This is a genomic window from Keratinibaculum paraultunense, from assembly GCF_016767175.1.
GTDB classification, from domain to species: Bacteria; Bacillota; Clostridia; order Tissierellales; family Tepidimicrobiaceae; genus Keratinibaculum; species Keratinibaculum paraultunense.
The window spans coordinates 680149-699201 of the sequence record NZ_CP068564.1; the positions used below are offsets into that span (position 1 = coordinate 680149).

Below are 19053 nucleotides of genomic sequence, written 5' to 3' on the forward strand. Positions count from 1 at the left end.
ATACTCTTTTTTAATGTGAATTGGATAGAGGGTAAATATATATTTACCCTCTACCTAAAAAATTCAAATATTATTGACATAAGTAAAATAATATTAGGGACTGTACATAATAAAACAAACCGGCTTCCTTGTGGTAGCCGGTTTGTTTTATTTCTTTTATTAAAGTACTCTTCTTCCGCAATAAAATCGTTTACTCCAATAGGAATCAGAGTTTAAATCAGATATTATAACCCCTTTCGAAGAACTAGCGTGTATAAAATTGCCATCTCCTATGTATATTCCAGTATGACTTGGTCCTGATTTATAAGTATCATTGAATATAACTAAATCTCCAATTTCTAAATCATCTTTACTTACATACTCGCCATCATTGGCTTGTTCAGCAGAAGAACGAGATATATTTATTCCGTGTTGCTTATATACATAAGAAGTGAAGCCGGAACAATCAAATCCATTAGAATTTCTAGAAGAATGAGGGGTTCCTATGTATTTTTTAGCTGTGGATACAATATCTTGTCCCAATGATTGATTACTTAAGCTACCTCTATTAGCAGAAGCAATTTTATTTCTATGCTTATTACCTGATAAAGCTTCATTTAAAATACGAATAGTTTCTGCTCCAGCTATACCGTCTACTTTTAAATTATGAATTTTTTGAAAGTCCATAAGAGCCTGTTTAGTTTCTTGACCAAAATATGTAGTACATTCATCTATATCTAAAAATCCTAGGAATTTAAGACTTTTTTGTAATTTTTTCACATCTTCACTATTCATACCTTCTTTTAAAATTCCATTATATTTTAGAGGTTCAATTTCCATAACTTTTGTTAAAGCTTTATATGTATCTGGTCCAAATATACCATCAGCTTTTAATCCTTGAGATTTTTGAAATTCTTTTATTGCATTAGTAGTTTGTTCACCATAATATGTAGTAGTATTGTCTAGTTCTAGATAATTTAAATGAATTAAATGTTCTTGTAGTATCTTTATATCTTCATGTGTCATACCATCTTTTAGCACTTGTTCTCCTAGAACAGCTTGTCCTAAAATAGGTGTAGCAAATAGTATTCCTGACATAGTAACAGCTATAGCTGTACATTTTAAATACTTTTTAATTTGCATTAAAAACAACTCCCTTTAAATATTTATTATAAATTTTTGCTTACATAAAAGTATATAATAAAACTATAAAAAAATAAAGAGGAAATTGTAACTAATTTGTAACTTTTTTAATTTTATTTAAAGGGGCAGTTCATATTACTACCCCTTTTTATGCTATTTTGTTATGCTTTCCATGGCCTTTTTAGCAAATTTGGTGGTTACTATCTTATCATAATCTGCTCTTTTATCCAATTCTCCTGCTAATTCCATTATATCCATCATATGATTTAAACCTTCTTTAGTAATTATCAAATCAGGTTTCCAACTATCTTGTTCCTTATATCTTTCTATTAATGCTATTAGTATCTCATTATCTGTATCAGGAAATTGTGATTTTATGGCTTTTGCTATTTCTTCCGTGGAGTGGTTTTGTACCCAAAGCATCCCTTTATATATAGCATTTGTAAAACTTTGAATCATTTCTGGATCTTTTTCTAAAATGCTTTTAGTAGTAGAGTAGCATGTATAAGGTATATATCCTGCCTCTTTTCCTATAGAGGCTACCACATACCCTTTTCCTTCCTTTTCTAAGGTAGAAGCGACAGGTTCAAATAATGCGACATAATCTCCTTCACCACCAACAAAAGCTCCAGCCATTACGTCAAATTGAATATCTGTTCTTACAATTACATCTACTCCTGGAGTAAGCCCATGTTTTTTAAGTACATATTCTAGAGTCATTTCAGGCATACCGCCTTTTCGTCCGCCAATAATTTCTTTATCTTTAAGTTTGTCAAATGTAAAATCTGGATCAGGTTCTCTACCTACTAAAAATGAACCATCTTTTTGAGTGAGTTGAGCAAAATTTATTGCATAATCTTCTTTTCCTTGATTATATACATAGACAGAAGCTTCTGGTCCCATAAAAGCAATATCTGCTTCTTTACTTAGTAGAGCAGCCATACATTTATCTGCTCCTTTGCCATTAATAAGTTCAATATTTAAACCTTCTTCTTCAAAAAATCCCTGGGTAATAGCTACATATTGGGGAGTGTAGAATAAAGAATGGGTAACTTCAATAAGTCGAACTTTTTTAAGTTGATTTTTTTTACAGCCAACTAAACTGGTACTAATTAATAAAATTACTGTTAATGTTAATAAAATTATCTTAATTATTTTTTTCATTGCATCCCTCCTGTATTATCTTAAAACGAGGTAATCTTTAATATTTATATTATTCAAATAAAATTATTTGGTTACAAAACAATTTTATTTGACAAGATTAGAATTTATATATATAATATTGTCTAACAATTTAATAAATACTATGAAGAAGAGGAGTAAGTAAATATCCTATACAGAGAAGAAGGTTCGTAGGCTGAGAAACCTTTTTAGGCAATGTTTACTGAAGGTAGCTTCTGAGTATTTAAGCTGAAAAGAGTAAGCTTAGACGGGATGACCGTTATCTATTTAAGAGCCATAGATAATATCTATGGAATTAAGGTGGTACCGCGAATTATGCCTTCGTCCTTATTTATGAGGATGAAGGTTTTTTTATTATAAAATGCAAGGAGGAGTTAAAGATGATGGAAAATTTACCCAAAACATATGATCCTAAGAAGTTTGAATATAAGCTATACAAATATTGGATGGATAATGATTTTTTTGTGACCCATGTAGACGAAAACAAAGAACCTTTTACTATAATGATGCCCCCTCCAAATGTTACTGGGAATTTACATTTAGGTCATGCATTAAATAATACTATACAGGATATACTTATACGTTGGAAGAGGATGGAAGGATATGAAGCTTTATGGTTACCTGGAACGGACCATGCTAGCATATCTACTGAAGCTAAAGTAGTTGAAAAACTTAAATCAGAAGGAAAAACTAAAGAAGAATTAGGAAGGGAAGGCTTTTTAGAAGAAGCTTGGGAATGGACTAGAAAATATGGTGGTAATATAAACAACCAATTAAAAAAATTAGGAGTTTCTTGTGATTGGAGTAGAGAGAGATTCACATTAGATGAAGGTTTAAGTAATGCTGTAGAAGAGACTTTTATTAGATTATATAATAAGGGTTTAATCTATAGAGGAGATAGAATAATAAATTGGTGTCCAAATTGTAAAACTGCTATTTCAGATGCGGAAGTAGAACATGAAGAGACCCTAGGAAGTATTTGGTATATTAGATATCCATTAAAAGATGAGGAAGGGTATATAACTATAGCAACAACTAGACCGGAGACTATGTTGGGGGATTTAGCTATTGCAGTAAATCCTAAGGATGAAAGATATAAACATTTGGTAGGAAAAAAAGCTATTTTACCATTGGTAAATAGAGAGATTCCCATAATTGAAGATGAGTATGTAGAGATGGAATTTGGTACTGGTGCAGTAAAAATTACCCCATCCCATGACCCTAATGATTTTGAAGTTGGAGAAAGACATGGATTAGGTCAATATATAATTATGAATGAAAAAGCTATTATAAATGAAAATGGTGGTAAATATAAAGGATTAGATAGATATGAAGCAAGAAAAAGAATAGTTGAAGATTTAAAGAAAGAAGGCTATTTAGTAGAAATTAAAGATCATGATATTAGCATAGGTCATTGTGAAAGATGTAAAACTGTGGTAGAGCCTCTTATATCTAAACAGTGGTTTGTAAAGATGGAACCTTTAGCTAAGCCAGCATTAGATGTATACAAAGAAGGGAAATTAAATTTTATACCTGAAAGATTTGGCAAGATATATACTCATTGGCTTGAAAATATTAGGGATTGGTGTATTTCTAGGCAATTATGGTGGGGACATAGATTACCAGTATATTATTGTGAAGAATGTGATGAAATAATGGTTTCAAGGGAAAAACCAGAAAAATGTAATAAATGTGGAAGTACTAAAGTATATCAAGATCCAGATACACTAGATACTTGGTTTTCATCTGCTCTATGGCCTTTTTCTACACTAGGATGGCCAGAGGAAACGGAAGATTTTAAGTATTTCTTTCCTACAGATGTACTAGTTACTGGATATGATATTATATTCTTTTGGGTAATAAGGATGGTATTTTCAAGCCTGGAATTAACTGGAGAAGTGCCTTTTAAGGATGTATTCTTAACTGGACTAATAAGGGATTCGCAAGGTAGAAAGATGAGTAAATCTTTAGGAAATGGAATCGATCCTATTGAGGTAATAGAGGAATATGGAGCGGATGCGTTGAGATTTACACTGGTTACAGGCAATACTCCTGGTAACGATATGAGATTTTATATGGAAAGGGTAGAGGCAAGTAGAAATTTTGCAAATAAATTATGGAATGCTACTAGATTTGTGTTGATGAATTTTGATGAGAACGTAATAGATAAAGAATTAGACTTAAATTCTTTAGAAGAAGAGGATAAATGGATACTTTCTAGAATGAATACTGTAGTTGCCGAAGTAACGGAAAATCTTGAAAAATACGAAATAGGACTATCAGCTAAAAAAATATATGATTTTATATGGGATGAATATTGTGACTGGTATATTGAAATTGTAAAACCTAGGTTATATGGAGATAATGTAAAAAGCAAAGAGACTGCACAAATTGTACTTTTACAAGTGTTGGAAAACGTATTAAAATTACTGCATCCATTTATGCCTTTTATAACTGAAGAAATATGGCAGCATTTACCTGGAAGAGATAAAGCATTAATTATTAGCTCTTGGCCTGATTATAATGATAAGTATAATTATCCAGAAGCAGAAAATAGGATGATTTATATAATGAATGCTATAAAGGGTATTAGAAATGCACGGCAGGAGATGAATATAGCTCCTTCTAAAAAAGCTAAAACTATATTTGTTACTCAAGATAAGGATATTGAGGATATTTTAAATTATGGTAAAAGATATTTTGTAAATTTAGCTAGTGCTGGAGAGATTGAAATTATTAAAGATAAGGGTAATTTAGGAGAAGGTAATATTTCAGTTGTATTGGATAGATGTGAAGTATATATTCCATTAAAGGGGCTGATAGATATTGACAAAGAAATTGAAAGATTAGAGAAAGAAAAAGAAAAATTAGAAGGAGAATTGAAAAGAGTTAGAGGAAAGCTTTCTAATGAAGGATTTGTTACTAAAGCTCCGGCGCATGTAGTAGAAGAGGAAAGAGAAAAACAGAAAAAATATGAAAACATGATGGAAAAAGTATTAGAAAGACTTAAAGCTTTAAGATCCAATAAATAAATTATAGGGTGGATTTTAAATTCCACCCTAAATAAATTTTTGTTGTTTATTATGTAAAAATGTTTTAAAATTATTTTGTAAAAGTATATATGGAAAGAGGGATATTATGGATTACAAAGAGGCATTAGATTACATAAATGATAAAAATAAATTTGGTTCAAGATTAGGATTAGATACTATAGGAAAACTTTTAGAATTTTTAGGAAATCCTCATTTAGATATGAAATATATCCATATTGGTGGAACCAATGGAAAAGGTTCTACTGCCTCTTATATTGCTTCAGTTTTGCAAGAAGCAGGATATGAGGTAGGATTGTTTACTTCACCTTTCTTAGAAAGGTTTAATGAACGTATATCTATCAATGGAGTGGACATACCTAATGATAGATTGGCAAATATAACAGAAAAAATTAAGGATAAAATAGAGATAATGTTGGAAGAAGGTTATGAACATCCTACTACTTTTGAAATAGTTACAGCTATTGCATTTGTATATTTTAAAGAAGAACAAGTTGATTATGTGGTATTAGAAGTGGGTTTAGGTGGAAGAGCCGATTCTACAAATGTTATCAAAAATTCATTAGCTTCTGTTATAACGACTATAGACTATGATCATATGGATGTGTTAGGGAATACTTTAGATAAGATTGCATATGAAAAAGCTGGCATTATAAAGGATAGTGGGCTTGTGATATCTTATCCACAACAGAATGAGGCTCTGGAGGTACTAAAAAGAGTAACAACAGAAAAGCAAGCTGAATTGTTAGTATGTCCTGTAGATAAAGTAAAAATTAAAAAATTAAGTGAATTTGGAGGATTGTTTGATTTTGAGTATGATGGTAAAGTATATGAGGATATTGAAATAAGTTTATTAGGAGAATATCAAGTATATAATGCCGCTTTAGCTCTGTTTACTTTATTAACTTTAAAGAATAAGGGATTTATAGATATATCTGAAGAAGACATTAAAAAGGGGCTTAAGAAGACTAAGTGGAAAGGTAGATTAGAAATAATAAATAGAGATCCTACTTTTGTAATCGATGGTGCACATAATGTACAGGGAATAAAAAATTTAGCAAAGAATTTAAAATTATTTAAATATAAAAGGCTTATATTGGGATTAGGAATATTAAAAGATAAAGATGTGGAACATATGGTTGAAATATTAGCTCCCTTGGCTGATGAAATAATAATAACAGAAGTAAATATGCCTAGAAAAATGGATGCTTATGATTTACAAGAAATAGTTAATAAATATAATAGAAATACTTTTGTAGAAAAGAATATAAAAAAGGCTATAGATAAAGCATTTGAAAAAGCTAATAAAGATGATTTAATTATATTTGCAGGTTCTTTGTATTTAATAGGAGATGTTAGAAGAATTTTTATTCAAAATAAATAGTTATATGTAACCTTTCTATAGAATATACATATTTATATATTCTATAGGAGGTTTTTTTATGAATAAAATAAAATTTAATCCCTATTATAATTTAACAAATGAACAACTAATTGATTTTACTATTGAGGAAATGGATAGATTAAAAATTTTATCTATGGAGGAAGATACAAGTGAATATCAGAAGGGAGTATATATAGTAAATCAGTTGATAATTGAAGTAAAAAGAAGAAATATATCATTAAATAGGCAAAGACTTAGCCGTAGAATATTGCTATAGCAAATTTATATCACCTTAATCCATTATATTGCATAGATTGATTTATATATAGTGGATGGGGGTGGTAGGTTGAAATTAAAAGAGAAACTTATTATTGCTAATACTGGGGATGATACGTTAACTTGTATAAATCTATTAGATAAAAAAGTAGATAAAATAATTTATTTAAGGGAAACTATAAATAATGGTACAAATACTATGTTGAATGTTCCTTCAATTGGGCCTTGGGATATGATATACGATGGATATAAATTTGTATATTGCACCAATGCTTATGATAATTCAATTTTTAAGATCGATATAATTAGTGGTAATCTTGTAGATAAATTATATGTAGGAAGTTTCCCTACTAGTATAAAAGCTTTTGATGATCATATTTTTATTGTAAACAGTGATTCTAATTCTATATCTGTTGTTGACGAGAAAGAATTTTATTTAATTGAAAATATTCCAGTAGGTGAAAAACCTATAGATATTGAAATTGATGAAATTCAAAAAAAATTATATATAGCTAATAGTAATGGAAGTAGTATAAATATTATAGACCTAGATGAATATAAGAATCAAACCATTAAATTAAAAAACAATCCACTTAAAATAATCATAGAAGATGAATATATGTATATCTTGTATAGTGTCAATAATGGGACTATAAATAATAGTAATATTTCCATAATGAATTTAAAAAATTATAGTGAAGAAGAAATTTTTCAGCTTAAAGGTATATTTACAACCATGTTAAAATTAAATGATAAAGAAATAGTTTTTATTACTAGTATAGATGAGGGGTATATTTGTAGGTTGGACATTGAAAAAAGAAATCTATTAAGCAAAACTAAGCTTATGGGAATGCCTAATAGAATTAAATGGGATAGAGACAACACAATATTTATAACTGATATAGCAAATGATATATTATATTTTTTTGATATAAAAGAGAATAATTTAACAGATTATATAAAAGTTGGAAAAGAGCCGGGAGGGATTTTAATTATCTAGTGAAAATATTTCTTCATTTATTAATAAATTCAATATATTTTTAAAAATATATTCTGTATTTTGTTTCCAAGTACTACAAATTTTTTGAGCTTGTTCTTCAGTAGTTACATTTAAATAAAGGCTAAATAAAGTGTCATTTTTTTCTACTAATTTAAGATTTATCGTATAACTATGTTCATCTGTTTTAAAATATTCTCCTATAATTTGAGTGCTTTTATTTTTTTCATTAGATATTTGATTAAATTTGCTTAAAATATATTTTTTAATGTTTTCAGGGATTCTATCTTGCAAATAGTAAAGAGTTATTTTACCTTTGTCCAGCATTCTATAGATTTTTTTATTTTCTTTCTCCACATATTCTATAAATTTTGAATTTACCAGTTCAGATAAATATTGTTGGATTAAAAAATAGTTCATGTAATTATTTTCCAGTATAAATTCAGTAAGTTCCTCGTTGGTTAGAGGTTCTTTAGATTTATCAATTATATACAGTAAAAGCAATTTATTTTGAGCAAGTTCTTCAGTATTTTCTGCAAACATATTTAACACCTCTATTATATTTAAATATATTATGAATGTATGTAAATTATATCACATAAAACAGGTAAGTGGAATTCCACTTACCTGTTTTATGATTATTTATTTGATAATTGTCTTTGAGCATCTTCTACAAGTTTTTTTACCATATATCCGCCTACATAACCGTTCACTCTAGAAGGTAAATTGCCTTTATCTATGCTATCATAGTTATTAATTCCTAGTTCGCTAGCTATTTCTAACTTCATTTGATTTAAAGCTTCTCTAGCTTCAGGAACTACTATTTTATTATTAGCCATTTATTATCCTCCTTTACAACAACTTTTTTTGTTGCTGTATTATTAGGATAACCTTATTATTTTAAAAATATTATGCCAAATATATAAAATATACATAATCTATGCCATTACAGAAAAAAATTACAATGTATTATATACATGTATTAAAGAAAATATAATAATAAGCAAAAGTAATATAAATATAAAATGAGAATAAATTATATTAATAGATATTACAGGAGGTGATTTATTGAATAAGGAATATAAAAGAAATCATATAATATTTAGAATACTTGTAGTTATATTTTTAGTTATAATTTCAATTATATATACTGGTATTAAATCAAATATTAATATTTCAGAAGTATTTTCATATAAAAAAGAATTGCCAATATATAGTGTAGAAACAGAGGAGAAAAAAGTAGCTATTACTTTTGATGCATCTTGGGGCGATGACCATACTTTAGATATATTAGATATATTGGATAAATATAATGTAAAAAGCACTTTTTTTTTAGTGGGATTTTGGGTTGATAAATATCCTGAACATGTAAAGGAGATATATAATAGAGGTCATGATGTAGGGAATCATTCTACAAATCATCCTTATATGACCAAGTTATCTGATGAAGAAATTGTAAAAGAAATTAATATAACAGAAGATAAAATAGAAAAGATAATAAATGAAAAACCTATATTATTTAGAGCTCCATTTGGAGATTATGATGATAGAGTAATAAATTTGTGTAAGGAAAACGGTTACTATGTGATTCAATGGGATGTGGATTCATTAGATTGGAAGGAGATGGGAGTACAACCAGTAGTAGATAGAGTTATTAGAAATGTAAGAAATGGATCAATAATATTATTTCACAATAATGCAAAATATGTATCAGAATATTTACCTATAGTTATAGAGAGACTTCAAAATGAAGGATATGAAATAGTGCCAGTGTCTCAATTGATTTATAAAGATAATTTTTATATGGATAATACAGGAAGACAAATACAAAAGAATGATGAATAAATATTTTATATGCCATTTAGTTACTAATTTAACTGATTGTTTTTGATGGAAACTTTTTCTATAATTTGATAATATATTATCAAATTATATTTTTATAAAGGCAAATGTATATAGTAAAAATCGTAATCATATTAATTATTATATTAGAATAAACATAGTTATAGATTAAAAAACACAAGAATAAGGGGGAGATGAATATAAATGATTAGTAAATTAATGGATACTAATTCGGTAAAAATTATAGGTAAAATGGCTACGCCATTAAATTTTAGCCATGAAATATATGGTGAAGGATTTTATACATTTGAAGTAGAAGTGCCCAGGTTGAGTAATTCAGTAGATATTTTACCTATTACTGTTTCTGAACGTTTAATTGTAGATATGGATTTAGATGTTGGAGCATTTGTAGAGATATATGGGCAACTAAGATCATATAATAGATATATTGATAATGGTAGCCGTTTGATTTTAACAGTATTTGCTAGGGATATTATATTGTTAATAGATGAAGATGAAATAAAAGAAATGTTAGAAAAACCAAATGAAATTTTTTTAGATGGATATATATGTAAACCTCCTATTTACAGAACTACACCTCTAGGAAGAGAAATAACTGATTTACTTATAGCTGTAAATAGAGCGTACAATAAATCTGATTACATACCTTGTATTGCTTGGGGAAGAAATGCAAGATTTTGTGAAAAATTACTAATAGGAGATCATATAAAAATATGGGGAAGGATACAGAGTAGAAAATATCAAAAAAGATATGGAAATGATAAAATAGAAACTAAGGTTGCTTATGAAGTGTCTATATCTAAGTTAGAATATATTGAAAATGATAACAATAGGAAATACTTATAATAAAATGTTGCTGTGTAATTAAAAAGTTAAAATAAAAGCAATATTGTTTAAACAAATATATTTAAATTTAAGATGGGTTACATAATGACAAAAACTTCAATAAATTGTATACTATTATTAATAGATTTAGGTTTTAACTTAAATGAGTGCAAGATAGTTTAGTATAAAAAATCCAATGATTATAATAAGGGGAATACTTATGCGTACTGAAATAATAATAGTTACTATGCTATTTGTGATACTTGTGAGTCTACAGCACACTTTAAATAAAATACTCGTAGAATTAAGACAGATTAAAGAAATATTGATTAGAAAATTTCAGGAATAAATAATAAAACCTACAGTGCACTGTAGGTTTTATTATTTATTTATCATATCTTTCATATTATATAATCCTTTTTCCTTATTTACTATGAACTCAGCAGCAGTTAATGCACCTTTAGCAAATACGTTTTTTGAATAAGCACTATGTTTTATTTCAATAATTTCATCTAATCCAGCAAATAATACAGTATGTTCACCTACTATAGTTCCTCCGCGAATTGCATGAATCCCTATTTCATCAGGAGTTCTTTTATTATTTTTAGTATGTCTTCCAAAGGTGTATGATTTGTTATTATTAAAAACCTTGTTGATTTCATTAGCTATCATATAGGCAGTTCCGCTAGGTGCATCTATTTTTTTGTTGTGATGTTTTTCAATTATTTCAATATCAAAATCTTCACCTAAAATAGAAGCAGCTTTTGAAACTAAGGATAATATAAGGTTAATTCCTAAAGACATATTGGCTGAGTAGAATATTGGAATATTTTTTGAAGCTTCTTTTAGCTTATCTATTTCTTTTTCACCATATCCAGTAGTTCCAATTACTAATGGAGTATTATTTAATATTGCATAATTAATTAAATTATCTATAGATGAAGGATGGGAAAAATCGATTATAACATCACATTTTTTATTAAAATCCAGTATGTTTTCATATATATCTATATTTCCGTTATATGAAGAAGCGTTTTTATCTATACCCCCTACTAATTCCATGTCCTCTCTAGCTGAAATGAGTTTACTAATTGTTTGCCCCATTTGACCTAGATAACCGCTTATAACTACCTTTAGCATAAGAATTACCTCCTAATCTCCATACCATATTTTTTCATTTCGTCTATTAATTTTTCTCTATTCTCATCAGACATGGAAGTTAATGGTAGCCTACAAGGACCAACATTCATACCTAGTAAATTCATAGCTTCTTTAACAGGAATTGGATTTACTTCGATAAATAGAGCATCTATTAATGGTTTCATTTTCAATTGTAATTCTTTAGAAGCTTCTATATCTCCATCTAAGAAAAATTGGACCATGTTGTGAGTATCTTTTGGCAGTATATTAGCTGCTACTGATATAACTCCATGACCACCTAGAGATAAAAGTGGAACTACCATATCATCATTTCCGGAATATATATAGAAATCATCATCTGCTAACCTAGCAATTTCAGCCACTTGAGCAATATTACCACTTGCTTCTTTTACACCTCTGATATTTGGATGTTTAGACATTTCAAATAAGGTGTTTGGTAGTACATTTAATCCAGTTCTACTAGGCACATTATATACAATAATAGGTATGTTTACTTTATCAGCAATTGCAGTATAATGTTCTATTAATCCTTTTTGAGTGGTTTTATTATAATATGGGGTTACTATTAGCAATCCATCAGCTCCAATTTCTTCTGCATATTGACTAAGTTCAATAGAATGTTTAGTGTTATTACTGCCCGTTCCTGCAATTACTGGAATTCTATTATTTACTTTTTCTACTGTAAATCTGATAGCTTCTTTTTTTTCTTCATCGCTCATAGTAGCTGATTCACCAGTAGTACCACATATTATAATAGCATCTGTACCTTCTGAGATATGCCATTCTAATAATTCGCCAAGTTTTTCAAAATCAACCCCTTGATCGTTAAAAGGGGTCACTATAGCAACTCCAGAACCTTTAAACATAATTATAACCTCCTATTTTTTAATAATAATTCAGCTATTTGGATAGTATTAGTAGCTGCACCTTTCCTGATATTGTCTGCTACTATCCAAATATTTAAACCATTTTCTAAACTAAAATCTCTTCTTATTCTTCCTACATATACTTTGTCTTTACCTTCTGCCATAATAGGCATAGGATAAATATTGTTTGTAGGATCATCTAATACTTCTATTCCTGGGAAATTTTCCAATAATTTAAATATATCTTTTAGTTCAAAGTCTTTTTTTAATTCAATATTTGCAGATACAGCATGACCGTATTTAACAGGAACTCTTACAGTAGTGGCAGTTATTTTTATGTCGTTGTTTTCTAGTATCTTTTTTGTTTCTTCAATCATTTTAATTTCTTCTTTTGTATAACCATTATCGAGAAAATCATCAATATGTGGTATTACATTAAAAGCAATAGGATGAGGATATTTTTCATGGAAAGGTTTGTTTAAACCTTTTTCCAAATCTTTAAGTCCTCCTATTCCTGAGCCAGATACTGATTGATAAGTTGAAAATACAACTCTCTTTAATCCATATTCATCATCCAAAGGTTTAAGAGGTATAACTGATTGAATGGTGGAACAATTTGGGTTTGAAATTATACCTTTATGTTTATTTATTGCTTCAGGATTTACTTCTGGAACTATTAGAGGTACCCATTCTTCCATCCTCCATGCACTACTGTTGTCAATTACCACAATTCCTTTTTCTTTTGCAATAGGGGCAAATTTTTTACTTATATTACCTCCTGCTGAGAATAAAGCTATATCTATGGGTTTATCAAAGGAATCTTCTTTTAATTCTTCTACTATATATTCTTTATTTTTAAAATTTATTGTTTTACCTTTAGATTTTGATGAGGCAAATAGATATAATTTATTTACTGGGAAATTTCTTTCTTCCATTATTTTTAGGAAATTTCGACCAACCATACCTGTAGCCCCTACGATTCCAATATTTACCATATAATTAAAACACCTCCATTAATAAATAATATTAATTACATATATATTATTATAATATATGATATTCTTCAATAATAGAAGAGTATATTTGATTTTAGATATTAAAAAGTATAAAATATATAAAGAAAGGGGAATATAATATGCCTAAAAACAAAAACATACCATCAATTTTAGAAACAAATATATTGTTTTTATTTATTGCATTATCACTGACAACATTAGGAGCATTTGCCCAATATAAAAACATCTATATAGGTTTATTGATAACTGAATACATTATTATATTGATGCCAATAGTATTATATTTAAAGTTTAATAATTATTCTATTAATTATGTTCTTAGACTTAACAAGATAAATTTAAAACAAATATTATTGACTATATTAATAGTATTATTTTCTTATCCAGTAGCGGTATTCTTTAATTTTATTGGTATAACTTTGTTGAGTAGATTTATAGAAATTCAACCAACTCCTTTACCTTTGCCTTCTAATCTAAAGGAGTATGTACTTAGTTTTTTAATAATTTCTTTGACACCTGGAATATGCGAAGAAACTATGTTTAGAGGATTAATAATGTCTTCTTATGATAGATTAGGTAAGAAAAAAGCTATTATATATTCTGCTATATTATTTGGATTATTTCATTTTAATGTACAAAATTTGTTAGGACCTATCTATTTAGGCATATTATTTGGAACAATAGCATATAAAACTAATTCCATCTATGCTACAATGATTGGACATACCGTAAATAATACTATTGCATTAACTATTGGCTATATTGCAACTAAGACTGAGCAACTAGTAGGATTGAGTATGGAAAACGTAGATTTGCCTGAGATGGAACAGATGATAATTGCTATTTTAGGACTAGGTATATTTGTTTTGGTATTTGGTTTTATATCTTTTAAATTAATAAAACTACTGCCTACAGGAGAAAAAAAAGAAGTTTTAGAATTAAATACTTTTATACAAGGAGAATATTTAACAAGGGAATTATATAAAAAAGATGGGATGAATATGATGGAAGTTTTTCCTATATTTATAATTGTAGTAATATTTATTTTATGGAATTACAAACTTTTGTTTATATAGAATAAAAGATCCTAATCCTTCCAATACTATTATTGGGAGGTATGAAAATGAAAAATAAAAAAAAGAAAAGAGAGCCAACTTTAGAAGATAAATTAAAATATGAAATTGCCGAAGAATTAGGATTGATGGATAAAATAAATGAAGTAGGATGGGGAGGCTTAACAGCTAAGGAATCAGGCAGGATAGGTGGTTTGATAAGGGTTAAAAAGAAAGAGTTAGAGAATGAGCAAAAGAAATAAGGAGGTATTTATGTGAGTTTAGGAGATATAGACAAGGCTGTAAGATTAATTAAAGATTCTTCTAAGACCATGGTATTAACAGGAGCAGGAATTTCTACGGAAAGTGGTATTCCTGATTTTAGAAGCCCTAATACAGGACTATGGGAAAATGTAGATCCGATGGAAGTTTTATCTAGAGATGTATTAAATAGGGATCCAGAGAGATTTTATAAAAAAGGATTTAATATTTTATTAGATATGACTCATGCAGAACCAAATAAAGCCCATTTAGCATTAGCAGAAATGGAGAAATTAGGCTATATAAATGGAATTATTACTCAAAATATTGATAATTTACATTATAAAGCAGGTTCAAAATATATTTTAGAAGTACATGGCAATACTCGGGAAGGATATTGTACTAGTTGTGGTAAAGTAGTTGATTTAAATGTGTTAATAGAGAAAGTTAATAATGAAGAAATTCCACCTATTTGTGATAGTTGTAGTGGTATTCTTAGACCAAATGTAGTATTGTTTGGCGATATGTTACCAGAGGAATTTAATATTGCAGTGAGGGAAGTAGAAACAAGCGATTTACTTATTGTAATTGGGTCAAGCCTTATGGTTGCACCAGTAAACTATCTTCCACAATTTGCAAAAAAATTAATAATAATAAATAAAGGTCCTACAGCAATGGATGGAATTGCTGATGTTAGGATTGAAGGTAAAGCTGGAGATACTTTGGATATTATATTGGAAAAATTAATTGAGGATTAAATTATGTATGAAAAATTTGCTTATATTTATGATGATTTGATGAGAGCAGATATAGATTATAGGGCATGGTATATGTATATAGAGGAGATATTTAATGAGTTTAATTACAAGCCTAAAAACATACTGGAAATGGCATGTGGTACAGGAAATCTTACCTATTATTTAGCAAATACTGGATATGATTTAACTTGTTTTGATATATCATCTGATATGCTTAGCATTGCCTACAATAAATTGAATAAGTTTAAAAATGTAAAGTTGTTGAATCAGGATATGGTAGATTTTCATATAAATGAGAATTTTGATGTTATAATTTCCGCCTGTGATAGTATTAACTATATAGAAAATGAAAAGAATTTATTAAATACATTTAAAAATGTAAAGAAACATTTAAAACCTGGAGGAATGTTTATATTTGATATAAATTCCTACTATAAATTAAAATATATAATTGGGAATAATACATTTGTAGAAGATAGAGAAGATATATTCTACATTTGGCAAAATTATTTTGATGAAAAAAACAATATAGCTGAGTTTTACTTAACTTTCTTTGTAAAAGAAGAAAATGAAAAGTATATACGTTTTGATGAAACTCATATTGAAAGGGCTTATAAAACCAATGAGATAAATGATTTATTAAAAGAAGCTTCTTTTAATAAAATATTTTGTTATGATGGCTTTTCTTTTGAAAAGCCTAAGGATAAATCAGAAAGGATTACTTTTATAGCTATAGTTTAAAAATGTAAATTCAAAGATTAAAAGTAACTAAAAACAACTAATTATTTAATACTAATAAATGGATAAATCTAAAATAAAAAATAAAAGAATATTTTATAAAAAAGTTGGGAATATTATTTGACAAGGATATAGTATTTATGATAAACTTAATTCAAGATAGATGATACATAGGATTCATCTATTATTATTAAATTGTTGTATTGGAGGAATGTTTTAAATGGTAAAAGGTACTGTAAAGTGGTTTAATGCTACAAAAGGTTATGGTTTTATATCCACTGATGAGGGCGAAGATGTATTTGTACATTATTCAGCAATCGAAGGTGACGGATTTAAAACTTTAGAAGAAGGACAAAATGTTGAATTTGAAATAGTTCAAGGAGAAAAAGGTCCTCAAGCTACTAATGTTGTGAAACTATAAACCTAATTCTCTGTTATATGTTTTATAACGGTAGCAATCAAGCCCCTAATTTTTAGGGGCTTTAAATATTTTTAAAGGAGTATATGCTATGAAAGATTATATTATACGTGGGATAAGTAAAGATAAAACTTTTAGGTTATTTGTTGCAAGAACAACTAATTTAGTTGAAAAAGCAAGAAGAATTCATAATACTTCTCCTACAGCAACTGCTGCATTAGGTAGAGCTTTGACAGCAGCAGTCATGATGGGCATTACTATGAAGGGTGAAAAAGATTCTTTAACTTTTAAAATAGAAGGCAATGGTCCAATTGGAAGCATTGTAACTGTCGCTAATAGTAGAGGGGAAGTAAAAGGATATGTTGATAATCCTTATGCAGATATTCCTTCAAGACCTGATGGAAAGCTAGATGTAGGTGGATTAGTAGGTAAGGACGGTCAATTGGTAGTTATAAAGGATTTAGGATTAAAAGAGCCTTATATAGGAATGGCTAATTTAGTTTCAGGAGAAATTGCTGAGGATTTGGTACATTATTTTTACATATCTGAACAGCAACCTTCAGCTGTAAGTTTAGGAGTTTTAGTAGACAAAGATATTTCGGTTAAAGCAGCTGGTGGTTACATGCTACAATTGCTTCCAGATATAGCGGATAAAGATCTTGATAGGATAGAGAAAATACTTAGCAAAGCAAAACCTGTTTCAACTTTAATAAATGAAGGGTTAACTCCAGAGGAGATAATGGTAGAGCTCTTTGGAGAATTTGATATGGAAATATTAGATAAAAGATTTATAGATTTTAAATGCAATTGTCAAAGAGAAAAAATTGAAAATATATTATTGAGTTTAGGCAAAGAAGAAATAGAAGATATGATAAAAAAAGATGGGAAAGCTGAAATAGTATGCAATTTTTGTAATAGCAAATATTTATTTTCAAAAGAAGATTTATATAAATTAATAAATGATAATTAATATATTGACTTTATTAATATAATTTTATATACTAACAAGTGTGGCATATAAGCCCAGATAGCTCAGTCGGTAGAGCAGGGGACTGAAAATCCCCGTGTCGGTGGTTCGATTCCGCCTCTGGGCACCAAGTTTTTTATTAGAATTTGCGGAAGTGGCTCAGTGGTAGAGCATCGCCTTGCCAAGGCGAGGGCCGCGGGTTCGAATCCCGTCTTCCGCTCCATACAAACCTCCTATTTAAATAGGAGGTTGTTTTGTGTTTATAATATGTTTCATAACTATAAATTAATTATAAAAGAGAAGGGTGAATACTATGACTAGAAACCCATTTATACCATTAAAAAAAGCAAATACTATAATAATTGATGGAAGAGTATCTGATGAGATAATGGATAATTTAAAAAAACTAAATTTAAATATAATACCAACTATAGAGTGTAAAGAAGTAGATTATCCCATATCATATCATCCAGATATAGTTATTCACCCTATTGATCATAGAACTTTAATTATAGCACCAAATGTTTTTGAATATTATGAAGAAAAATTACAGGGTCTGGGTATAAATTTAATCAAAGGAGAAACAGAATTAGGTAAAACTTATCCTGAGGATGTAGCATATAATGTAGGTAGAATGGAAGGAATAGCCATACATAATTTTAAATATACTGATGAAAAATTAAAATATTATCTTAAAAAACAAGACTTAAAATTTATTAATGTAAATCAAGGCTATACTAAATGTTCTATGGCTATTATTGATGAAAGAGCAGTTATAACAGCAGATTATATGATAAGTAAAGAATTAAAGAAATTAGGTTTTGATACTCTTTTGATAAATCCAGGATATGTTGAACTTCCAGGATATGATTATGGTTTTATTGGTGGTGCATGTGGAAATTTATCGATAAATGAAATTTTTTTTACTGGCAAGGTTAATCATCATCCTGATAAAGAAAAAATTATTAAATTTATAAAAAAATATAGAAAAAGGTTAATATGGTTAAGTGATAAAAAACTTGTAGATGTTGGAACTATAATTGGTTTATACTGCTAATAAAGTAACTCTTTATATTGAATATGGAGTTTTCTATAGAGCATACTAGTAAAAGAAAGG

The 19053-nt window shown here is 28.3% G+C and carries 21 protein-coding genes, 2 tRNA genes and 1 other annotated feature; of the genes, 16 read left to right on the forward strand and 7 right to left on the reverse strand.

Features of this window, described 5'->3' with window-relative positions; all coding sequences use genetic code 11:
• Positions 1-159: 159 nt before the first annotated feature.
• Together JL105_RS03160 and JL105_RS03165 are read right to left on the reverse strand one after the other, a co-directional pair.
• Positions 160-1122: a C40 family peptidase gene (locus tag JL105_RS03160; RefSeq protein WP_132026595.1), complete on the reverse strand. Its 963-nt coding sequence runs from the start codon at positions 1120-1122 to the stop codon at positions 160-162.
• Positions 1123-1275: 153 nt separating this feature from the next.
• Positions 1276-2286 carry an ABC transporter substrate-binding protein gene (locus JL105_RS03165; protein ID WP_132026597.1) on the reverse strand — a complete coding sequence of 337 codons (1011 nt, stop codon included), beginning with the start codon at positions 2284-2286 and terminating at the stop codon, positions 1276-1278.
• Between the two features lie 133 nt (positions 2287-2419).
• Positions 2420-2636: a binding site (T-box leader), on the forward strand.
• A gap of 51 nt (positions 2637-2687) precedes the next feature.
• On the opposite strand from JL105_RS03165, the gene JL105_RS03170 reads away from it, so the two are divergent.
• From JL105_RS03170 to JL105_RS03185, 4 genes are all read left to right on the forward strand, one after another.
• Positions 2688-5336, forward strand: coding sequence for a valine--tRNA ligase (locus JL105_RS03170; protein WP_132026680.1), 2649 nt, complete (start codon positions 2688-2690; stop codon positions 5334-5336).
• Between the two features lie 106 nt (positions 5337-5442).
• Complete coding sequence (locus JL105_RS03175; protein ID WP_132026599.1) at positions 5443-6738, forward strand: bifunctional folylpolyglutamate synthase/dihydrofolate synthase; 1296 nt, start codon at positions 5443-5445, stop codon at positions 6736-6738.
• 58 nt (positions 6739-6796) lie between these two features.
• Positions 6797-7015 (forward strand): hypothetical protein, encoded by a 219-nt coding sequence (locus tag JL105_RS03180; protein WP_132026601.1) that lies wholly within the window; start codon positions 6797-6799, stop codon positions 7013-7015.
• Between the two features lie 69 nt (positions 7016-7084).
• The gene (locus JL105_RS03185; protein WP_132026603.1) at positions 7085-8014 is read left to right on the forward strand and encodes a YncE family protein; all 930 of its coding nucleotides are present in this window, start codon (positions 7085-7087) and stop codon (positions 8012-8014) included.
• Here the strand turns inward: JL105_RS03185 and JL105_RS03190 are convergent.
• Both JL105_RS03190 and JL105_RS03195 read right to left on the reverse strand, forming a co-directional pair.
• The gene (locus tag JL105_RS03190) at positions 8003-8554 is read right to left on the reverse strand and encodes a DUF4364 family protein (RefSeq protein WP_132026605.1); all 552 of its coding nucleotides are present in this window, start codon (positions 8552-8554) and stop codon (positions 8003-8005) included. The two genes, JL105_RS03185 and JL105_RS03190, sit on opposite strands and share 12 nt — an antisense overlap.
• Before the next feature lie 95 nt (positions 8555-8649).
• Positions 8650-8850: an alpha/beta-type small acid-soluble spore protein gene (locus JL105_RS03195; protein ID WP_132026607.1), complete on the reverse strand. Its 201-nt coding sequence runs from the start codon at positions 8848-8850 to the stop codon at positions 8650-8652.
• A 229-nt stretch (positions 8851-9079) separates the two neighbouring features.
• Between JL105_RS03195 and pdaB the strand changes: the two genes are divergently transcribed.
• The 3 genes from pdaB to JL105_RS11535 all read left to right on the forward strand — a co-directional run bounded on the left by pdaB (position 9080) and on the right by JL105_RS11535 (position 11048).
• Positions 9080-9856 (forward strand): polysaccharide deacetylase family sporulation protein PdaB, encoded by a 777-nt coding sequence (gene pdaB / locus JL105_RS03200; RefSeq protein WP_170169627.1) that lies wholly within the window; start codon positions 9080-9082, stop codon positions 9854-9856.
• Positions 9857-10057: 201 nt separating this feature from the next.
• On the forward strand, positions 10058-10720 hold the full coding sequence (locus JL105_RS03205; protein WP_132026612.1) for a single-stranded DNA-binding protein: 663 nt from the start codon (positions 10058-10060) through the stop codon (positions 10718-10720).
• A gap of 199 nt (positions 10721-10919) precedes the next feature.
• Positions 10920-11048: a hypothetical protein gene (locus JL105_RS11535; protein ID WP_273542371.1), complete on the forward strand. Its 129-nt coding sequence runs from the start codon at positions 10920-10922 to the stop codon at positions 11046-11048.
• Positions 11049-11080: 32 nt separating this feature from the next.
• Here the strand turns inward: JL105_RS11535 and dapB are convergent, their stop codons facing one another.
• The 3 genes from dapB to JL105_RS03220 are packed head-to-tail and all read right to left on the reverse strand — an operon-like array spanning position 11081 to position 13721.
• A complete protein-coding gene (gene dapB, locus JL105_RS03210) occupies positions 11081-11839 on the reverse strand; it encodes a 4-hydroxy-tetrahydrodipicolinate reductase (protein ID WP_132026614.1) in 759 nt (252 codons plus the stop codon).
• A gap of 5 nt (positions 11840-11844) precedes the next feature.
• The gene (dapA, locus tag JL105_RS03215) at positions 11845-12726 is read right to left on the reverse strand and encodes a 4-hydroxy-tetrahydrodipicolinate synthase (RefSeq protein ID WP_202690601.1); all 882 of its coding nucleotides are present in this window, start codon (positions 12724-12726) and stop codon (positions 11845-11847) included.
• 2 nt (positions 12727-12728) lie between these two features.
• Positions 12729-13721 (reverse strand): aspartate-semialdehyde dehydrogenase, encoded by a 993-nt coding sequence (locus tag JL105_RS03220; protein ID WP_132026618.1) that lies wholly within the window; start codon positions 13719-13721, stop codon positions 12729-12731.
• A 140-nt stretch (positions 13722-13861) separates the two neighbouring features.
• Here JL105_RS03220 and JL105_RS03225 point away from each other — a divergent pair, with 140 nt between their 5' ends.
• From JL105_RS03225 to JL105_RS03265, 9 genes are all read left to right on the forward strand, one after another.
• A complete protein-coding gene (locus JL105_RS03225; RefSeq protein ID WP_132026620.1) occupies positions 13862-14818 on the forward strand; it encodes a type II CAAX endopeptidase family protein in 957 nt (318 codons plus the stop codon).
• Between the two features lie 47 nt (positions 14819-14865).
• Positions 14866-15057 (forward strand): alpha/beta-type small acid-soluble spore protein, encoded by a 192-nt coding sequence (locus tag JL105_RS03230; protein WP_237722297.1) that lies wholly within the window; start codon positions 14866-14868, stop codon positions 15055-15057.
• A 12-nt stretch (positions 15058-15069) separates the two neighbouring features.
• Positions 15070-15813 carry an SIR2 family NAD-dependent protein deacylase gene (locus tag JL105_RS03235; protein ID WP_237722298.1) on the forward strand — a complete coding sequence of 248 codons (744 nt, stop codon included), beginning with the start codon at positions 15070-15072 and terminating at the stop codon, positions 15811-15813.
• A 3-nt stretch (positions 15814-15816) separates the two neighbouring features.
• Entirely contained in the window at positions 15817-16554 is a 738-nt protein-coding gene (locus JL105_RS03240; RefSeq protein ID WP_132026625.1) for a class I SAM-dependent DNA methyltransferase, read from the forward strand.
• A 217-nt stretch (positions 16555-16771) separates the two neighbouring features.
• Positions 16772-16972 (forward strand): cold-shock protein, encoded by a 201-nt coding sequence (locus JL105_RS03245; RefSeq protein WP_132026627.1) that lies wholly within the window; start codon positions 16772-16774, stop codon positions 16970-16972.
• A gap of 88 nt (positions 16973-17060) precedes the next feature.
• The gene (hslO, locus tag JL105_RS03250; protein WP_132026629.1) at positions 17061-17939 is read left to right on the forward strand and encodes an Hsp33 family molecular chaperone HslO; all 879 of its coding nucleotides are present in this window, start codon (positions 17061-17063) and stop codon (positions 17937-17939) included.
• A gap of 51 nt (positions 17940-17990) precedes the next feature.
• Positions 17991-18066, forward strand: a tRNA-Phe gene (locus JL105_RS03255).
• Positions 18067-18084: 18 nt separating this feature from the next.
• Positions 18085-18159: transfer RNA gene (locus JL105_RS03260), tRNA-Gly, on the forward strand.
• Between the two features lie 90 nt (positions 18160-18249).
• Positions 18250-18993 carry a DUF6873 family GME fold protein gene (locus tag JL105_RS03265; RefSeq protein WP_132026631.1) on the forward strand — a complete coding sequence of 248 codons (744 nt, stop codon included), beginning with the start codon at positions 18250-18252 and terminating at the stop codon, positions 18991-18993.
• Positions 18994-19053: the final 60 nt, after the last annotated feature.

Coding starts and splice junctions, on each gene's coding strand:
- JL105_RS03230 (WP_237722297.1), top strand. CDS start 14,866: ATGAAAAATAAAAAAAAGAAAAGAGAGCCAACTTTAGAAGATAAATTA.
- JL105_RS03165 (WP_132026597.1), bottom strand. CDS start 2,286: ATGAAAAAAATAATTAAGATAATTTTATTAACATTAACAGTAATTTTA.
- JL105_RS03190 (WP_132026605.1), bottom strand. CDS start 8,554: ATGTTTGCAGAAAATACTGAAGAACTTGCTCAAAATAAATTGCTTTTA.
- JL105_RS03160 (WP_132026595.1), bottom strand. CDS start 1,122: ATGCAAATTAAAAAGTATTTAAAATGTACAGCTATAGCTGTTACTATG.
- JL105_RS03205 (WP_132026612.1), top strand. CDS start 10,058: ATGATTAGTAAATTAATGGATACTAATTCGGTAAAAATTATAGGTAAA.
- JL105_RS11535 (WP_273542371.1), top strand. CDS start 10,920: ATGCGTACTGAAATAATAATAGTTACTATGCTATTTGTGATACTTGTG.
- dapB (WP_132026614.1), bottom strand. CDS start 11,839: ATGCTAAAGGTAGTTATAAGCGGTTATCTAGGTCAAATGGGGCAAACA.
- JL105_RS03180 (WP_132026601.1), top strand. CDS start 6,797: ATGAATAAAATAAAATTTAATCCCTATTATAATTTAACAAATGAACAA.
- JL105_RS03170 (WP_132026680.1), top strand. CDS start 2,688: ATGGAAAATTTACCCAAAACATATGATCCTAAGAAGTTTGAATATAAG.
- JL105_RS03175 (WP_132026599.1), top strand. CDS start 5,443: ATGGATTACAAAGAGGCATTAGATTACATAAATGATAAAAATAAATTT.
- JL105_RS03245 (WP_132026627.1), top strand. CDS start 16,772: ATGGTAAAAGGTACTGTAAAGTGGTTTAATGCTACAAAAGGTTATGGT.
- JL105_RS03265 (WP_132026631.1), top strand. CDS start 18,250: ATGACTAGAAACCCATTTATACCATTAAAAAAAGCAAATACTATAATA.
- JL105_RS03240 (WP_132026625.1), top strand. CDS start 15,817: ATGTATGAAAAATTTGCTTATATTTATGATGATTTGATGAGAGCAGAT.
- JL105_RS03195 (WP_132026607.1), bottom strand. CDS start 8,850: ATGGCTAATAATAAAATAGTAGTTCCTGAAGCTAGAGAAGCTTTAAAT.
- JL105_RS03220 (WP_132026618.1), bottom strand. CDS start 13,721: ATGGTAAATATTGGAATCGTAGGGGCTACAGGTATGGTTGGTCGAAAT.
- dapA (WP_202690601.1), bottom strand. CDS start 12,726: ATGTTTAAAGGTTCTGGAGTTGCTATAGTGACCCCTTTTAACGATCAA.
- hslO (WP_132026629.1), top strand. CDS start 17,061: ATGAAAGATTATATTATACGTGGGATAAGTAAAGATAAAACTTTTAGG.
- JL105_RS03225 (WP_132026620.1), top strand. CDS start 13,862: ATGCCTAAAAACAAAAACATACCATCAATTTTAGAAACAAATATATTG.